Source organism: Ruegeria sp. AN6 (assembly GCF_056540425.1).
The window spans coordinates 1-5,849 of record NZ_JBQFWR010000035.1; the positions used below are offsets into that span (position 1 = coordinate 1).

General features: G+C 51.7%; 8 protein-coding genes. All 8 read left to right on the forward strand.

Features of this window, described 5'->3' with window-relative positions:
• Nucleotides 1–526: 526 nt before the first annotated feature.
• The gene (locus ACR0MQ_RS22800) at nt 527–826 is read left to right on the forward strand and encodes a hypothetical protein (protein ID WP_170337109.1); all 300 of its coding nucleotides are present in this window, start codon (nt 527–529) and stop codon (nt 824–826) included.
• A 243-nt stretch (nt 827–1,069) separates the two neighbouring features.
• Nucleotides 1,070–1,489 carry a hypothetical protein gene (locus ACR0MQ_RS22805; protein ID WP_480611225.1) on the forward strand — a complete coding sequence of 140 codons (420 nt, stop codon included), beginning with the start codon at nt 1,070–1,072 and terminating at the stop codon, nt 1,487–1,489.
• Nucleotides 1,490–1,544: 55 nt separating this feature from the next.
• A complete protein-coding gene (locus ACR0MQ_RS22810) occupies nt 1,545–2,159 on the forward strand; it encodes a hypothetical protein (RefSeq protein ID WP_480611228.1) in 615 nt (204 codons plus the stop codon).
• Between the two features lie 52 nt (nt 2,160–2,211).
• Nucleotides 2,212–2,517, forward strand: a complete 306-nt coding sequence (locus tag ACR0MQ_RS22815) for a hypothetical protein (RefSeq protein ID WP_480611231.1) — start codon at nt 2,212–2,214, stop codon at nt 2,515–2,517.
• A 41-nt stretch (nt 2,518–2,558) separates the two neighbouring features.
• Nucleotides 2,559–2,732 (forward strand): hypothetical protein, encoded by a 174-nt coding sequence (locus ACR0MQ_RS22820; protein ID WP_170334800.1) that lies wholly within the window; start codon nt 2,559–2,561, stop codon nt 2,730–2,732.
• Nucleotides 2,733–2,852: 120 nt separating this feature from the next.
• Entirely contained in the window at nt 2,853–3,497 is a 645-nt protein-coding gene (locus ACR0MQ_RS22825) for a hypothetical protein (RefSeq protein ID WP_480611234.1), read from the forward strand.
• A 19-nt stretch (nt 3,498–3,516) separates the two neighbouring features.
• Nucleotides 3,517–4,950, forward strand: a complete 1,434-nt coding sequence (locus ACR0MQ_RS22830; RefSeq protein ID WP_480611236.1) for a hypothetical protein — start codon at nt 3,517–3,519, stop codon at nt 4,948–4,950.
• Nucleotides 4,940–5,849 (forward strand): metallophosphoesterase family protein (locus ACR0MQ_RS22835; RefSeq protein WP_480611239.1); only part of this gene is annotated, 910 nt, incomplete at its 3' end. The genes ACR0MQ_RS22830 and ACR0MQ_RS22835, both read left to right, overlap by 11 nt.

Here is a 5,849-nt window from a genome sequence, read left to right on the forward strand (position 1 = left end):
CGCCACCTAGAAGAACAAACTCGCCTGTATGGATGCTCCCACTTACCTTTTTGTTTGAATGCAGAGGCCTATCGTACGAGAGCGTAAAGAATTTTACGCGCGGAAAAAATGTTGATTTATGAAAAAATAGATTCAAACATGCGAATTCGACACAACTTTATTTACCTCCGTTGTTGTCGCTGTCGCCCGATTTTTCGGGCCCTTCCGACTGCTGGAGTGAGTGCTGGCAGTCGGAAGGCACTTTACAATGATTGAGCGTTGGGAGGACGCGATGCCCAAACTTAACGTACTCCCCATCTTTCCAGAGTTTGCTCTAGCATTTGCTAGTGACGTCATTCGGCCTTCACACGTTATTGTCGGCCCCGATAGTCAACGAAATATCGTCCCGCCGACCAAGCCCCCCGCGGCAAGTTTTGGGAAAGGTATTCACAGGATGGAAGCATGTTCTGTCGGGTACTCAGACGCGAGAGCTTCAAACAAGCGCATCCAATTTCACTAATTTCAAGGGAACCAGAGGGAGAAGAAAATGTCTAACAAGATGGTGATGATTGCAGGCGCGACATGTTTCGCACTGCTTGCGGCCTGCGACGATACGAGTACATCAAGCGCGTCCGCCGAGCTCACGCCGGCTCAGCAGGCGTGTTTGCGAGATGTAGCCAATACGACAAACAATTCGCAAGTCGTGGTGCTCTCATCCGCGTTTAGCGAGGCGGGAACACAGGTCACTGTAGGCGTTGGCGAGGATCGTGCTCCTTGGAATTGCATTGCTTACAGTGATGGCGCGACAGCTGGTATCGAGTTCCTGGGCGACGAAGGCGCATTGTGATCTGTTTGGTGCGCAGCTGAATACGGCTGCGCAGTACTGGCTTGATCTGCTGAGGCTCGACTTGGTTTGTAGAACCACCATCATCGTATTCGCGGTCCTGTACCTGTTGGCGTTGGTTGCATTCTTGACGGGCACGTTCGGCTGGTTGGGACAGGAACCAGACCCTTTGTCCGGAGTGTTCCTGCTGCCGTTGGGACTACCTTGGATACTTGTAGCGGACTTAATTTCGGAGTCCGCCAAGCCGTGGTTCGCGGCGATTGCACCGGTGCTCAACATTTTGGCGCTGGTTTTCATTTGCAGGTGGGCTCGCAGTTTACACCAGAAATGAAGGAAGAGCTCTGTCTCACCAAAAGGGAGGAAAACATGGGAAAAGTGACCTTGGGAATTGTGATCGGGCTCGTCCTCGGCGTGGTTGGGGCGATGACCTTGGGTGGCGGGGCCGCGGTAGGTGTCGGCGTTGCGACAGGCTTGTCCGCCGGTGTCTGCTCCACATTGAAAGGAGCACAAGCCGAAAACCTGATCACCGCCGAGCAAGCGGACCAGATCCTGAATCGCGTGAATTCCGAGATGGCGTCAATGCAAGGAATTGAAACGACGGGCGAGATCGTCGGCAGCGCGCAGGCATGCGATGAATTTCTGTCAAAGTTACGAGAAGCGAAGTGAGGTTTCGCTTTGTAAGGAACAAACCTCTAAGGACAAGCCAACAGGGAACCATCTGATGAAACTCGTTTTACTCAAGCTCCTCACACCCATGTTCGCAATCGCGGGCACAGCTGCTTTTGCAATGTCAGAAGCTGACGACGCTTGTATCGACCATTTGCGGCAGGTTGGTGGACCAGACGGTCAATCAGGTACGATTGAAAGCTCTCAGTTCTCGGAAGCTGGTACGCTCGTAATGCTGCGAGACGCAGGCGGAACACTTTGGCAGTGCATCGCGTACAAGGATGGCAGCATTGGAGAGATGTCGGTTGTCGAGGCGATGGATGATGGCGGTGGAGCCATGGCAGGTGCCGCCGGTTCTACCGGTAGCCAACGTGTCAAATTCGATGCTGGTTCCACTGGCGCAGAACTCGTTGGTGAACTCGCACCCGGAGCATCCCAGCAATACGTTCTGGGTGCGAAAAACGAGCAGTTTCTTTACGTCCGCGTTGCTCCGCGAAATGGCTCCTTGGACTACGTTATTCGTAACCCTGATGATTCTGAACTGTTGGGACTGATGTCAGCGGACAAAGAGTATCGAGGACAGCTTTGGCAATCCGGAGATCATGTTGTGGAGGTTATCAACCGCAGCAACTCTTCCGTCGATTACAATGTAATTTTCGGAATTGAATAGGTGATCAACCAGAAACACTGAAGCGTATTCCCGAAAGAGCTAGGAAAAACAGATGAAATCCAAAGTACTATTGGTGATCGGCACGATGTGCATTTCGGCGCTTGCAGCATGCGATGAGAGTAGCGGTTCGGTGGATGCAAGCGCACCAACTGTGGGCAGCTCTAGCGATCTTTCGTCATTTGAAGGGGCAAGAGCGGGCCAAGCTGAAATAGGCATTCAAAGTCTCGGGTTTGAACTCATCCGAAGCGAAGGTCTGACCTCGTACTGGTTTAACAAGGATACTGGTGCATGTGCTCGGATCACGACATCCGAGGGAAGGTACTCAGATGTAGCTATGCTGCCATCAAGTGACTGCTGAAAAATTCCATCAATCCCAAATCTGAAAGAAGGAGCTCACACTTGCATTTCGACCTGGCACATGCGGCGGTCATCATCGCCGCTCTAGTTATCACAAACATGGCATTGAAATCGGCGGGGGTGATCAATGAAGAAAACAAGCACCAATGGAACTGGAAAGTTGTTCTAGCCTACTTCGTAGTCGTCGTTATTATCAATCTGGTGTGGCCCATCTAAAGTTTCACAACGGAAAGCTAATCGCCCACTTGAAATGGTTATCGTGAACCAGCCCTTCCGAGAGATTATCAGGTCGGAAGAGTGTGACCATCAAGGGTTCAAGAATAGGAAGGAGTTGGTATGCGGTTTTTGGCGTCCCTCATATTCATTGGTGTTCTCGCAACCGCTGCGAATTCTGACGTGACCAGTCGAAATGGCGGTCCAAGCAACAGTCAAATGCTTTCAAAGGGTGGTGACGGAGGCGTTGATGGTGTCGCTTTCTTTCGCCCAGTCTTAAGCGGAGTGTTGTATCGATCCGGTTTCAAGGGTGGCGACAAGGATCGAACTGGCCTTAGTAACGGTCAACGCGAAACTCTGTGCGGTGAAGGTTTTTCAACCGGGTTTTACGCCGACTTTGGCAAAAATACTGAATACGGTCGCACCAGTTGCGGAAACGGATCCTTTGACTATCAAAGCGCCAGATCATCCCGACCCGGTGCTGTCATGGCGTCCATACACGAGGTGATTGAAAACCCTGGAAAGGGCCCTGTCCTGGTACACTGCATGTGGGGCGTTCATTCCTCGGGTGCATTGTCGGCAATGGCGCTCGTTCAGTTCTGCGGTTGGACGGAAGAAAGGGCCAAGGAATATTGGAATGATGCCCGAAACGGGGCCCCATGTTCAGGCGGATGCGACAAGTGGATTGACGCAAAATTCTCCAACTTCCGTGTCGACCCAAAGTTGAAAATCTCCACCGAACAACAGGCAGTGATTTGCCCTAAATGATACCAGGAGGACTATCCAAATGAAGTTCAATCTTCTGGGGTCACTTGCTTTCATTGCACCTACTGTCTTGTGGGCGAACGACGATGTTCTCGGTGAAGCCACGACATTTGATAGTCCCAACGGCGTTACTGAACGCTGTATTCGGATCGAAAAAGTTCCAACGGGCGAGTATCGAAAAAGCGATCTTGAGGAAGAAACGGCCTATTGCGAGATCGATTTCTATGCCTCCGAAATTGCTATTTGCCCAAAAACCTGGAGCACCAGCCCAGGAATGGCCGTCTACGATATTTCGGAAGGACCTTACACGGGGAACCGTTCCGAATTCGAAAGAAACGCTTGCAAAGAGGGGAAGGCAGCAAAAGATCTGGCCAAGGACAGGGTGGCCAAATTCAAATCCACCATGAACCAAAAGGGCACCAGTGGAACCTTTTCCACCTCGTCGCTGCTTTACTATCATTTCTCCAGATATTTCGACACGACTGTAAAAGTTCCAGTCGCCGTTTGGCGAAGCATGGACGCCCAGGCGCATTTTTCCGAGGTTGCGGAGCCTGGCCTTGCGGTTTCTGGTGGCTCTCATGGCGGGCGCATGAACCATGAAGGCTGGCGGGTCTTTGCAGCTGCGGACGCCGATCCGAACTCATACCAACCGACCGATGATCTATTCACCGCAGATCGAACGCAGATTTACGGTGTGCTGCTTGATAGTCCTGGGCATCGATACGGTTCGGAAATCAACGGCACTCGCAAGTCTGGTTGGGGGAAAGGCCAAAACCGTGACTTTCAGGAAACCCCCGCTTTCTTGGCTTTGCGTTCTTCGAAACCCTTGTCAGAGGCCATTGCAGAGGGCGTCAGAGAAGGCAGAAAAGACCGGATGATCAACAAGGATCTCGGCCCCGATGTCAGCGACCAACAGATGGCATTTTGGATGCAAGAACTTACCGAGATTGTTCTCCTCGATTTCATCTTTAGCCAGCAGGACCGCGTAGGAAATATAGACTTTACACCCTATTGGTATTGGGTCGAAGACGGAAAGCTGAAGCATAAGAAAGCCAAGCACCATGAGCCAAACGATGGAGACGTTCCCGCCGACGCGTTATTGATCCGTCGCAGCAATCTAAACGACAACGATGCTGGTGGGCGTGTCGAGTATGCCAACTTCGCGAAATCTACCCAAATGCTGGAGAAAATTCGCCACTTCTCTCCAAGCACGTATCGGCGCTTGGTTGCTTTGAATAGCGATCTTCAATCTCAAGGTCTCGTCTACGGCTGGTTGTCGCGGAGCCTTGGGTTGTCAGATAGGCAGATTGCCCAAGTTGTGAAAAACACCGAGCTGGCAACGTCCATTCTCTGGGACAATTGTTCTAATGGTGATTTGATGTTCGACTTGGATCCTGTCGCATTCTTTTTGAGAAACGACACCGAGGTAGAGGCTGTGGACTGTAATGCCCCGTAAGCTTTCCACCCTTTTTGCGGCGTTCATTTGGACCGCTCTGCTCGCCAGCAAAGCGGCGGCATTGGATGTCATCGTCATATCGGATCTGAATGGAAGCTATGGTTCGGTAAGATACGATGCCCGCGTCGACAAAGCGATTGAGCGCATAATCGAGATTGATCCCGATTTGGTTATTTCGACCGGAGATATGGTTGCGGGACAGCGCATTCCCAACTTGTCCGACAAACAAGTCAGGGAGATGTGGAAGGCGTTTCACGAAGCCGTATCAGACCCTTTAGAGGTTGCCGGCATTCCATTTGCGGTAACGCCGGGGAACCATGATGCCTCCGCCTACCGTGGTTTCGAGCGTGAAAGAAAAATATACGCAGAGGAATGGGCACCAAGAAAACCAGACGTCGACTTCCTGGTTTCAGATGACTACCCGTTCTTCTACGCATTTGAGATGCAGGGCATTACGTTTGCGTCTCTGGATGCAACGACCCTAGGTCCCCTATCCGGCGACCAGCAGGACCGGCTACAGGAATTGGGTGCAGACGGAGACCCTATTGTCACTTTCAGCCACCTCCCACTTTGGCCGTTCGCGATCCAGCGCGAACGAGAAATCATCGGTGACCCAACACTTGAAAAAATCTATCTGGAAAGCGGTGTCGTTCTGCATCTGTCAGGCCACCATCATGCCTTCTATCCCGGTTGGAAAGACGGTGTAGCTTACGTCTCTCAAGCTTGTTTGGGAGGTGGCCCACGACGGCTAATTGGCGATAACGCCAGATCGCCTCACAGCTTCACTCATGTTACATTCCAGCCAGACGGAGAGTTTGGGATAGCAGTATATCGAGGGCCTGATTTCGAAAAGTCGGTAAATTTCAAGTCGCTTCCGAAAGAGATCAGATCCCCGAATG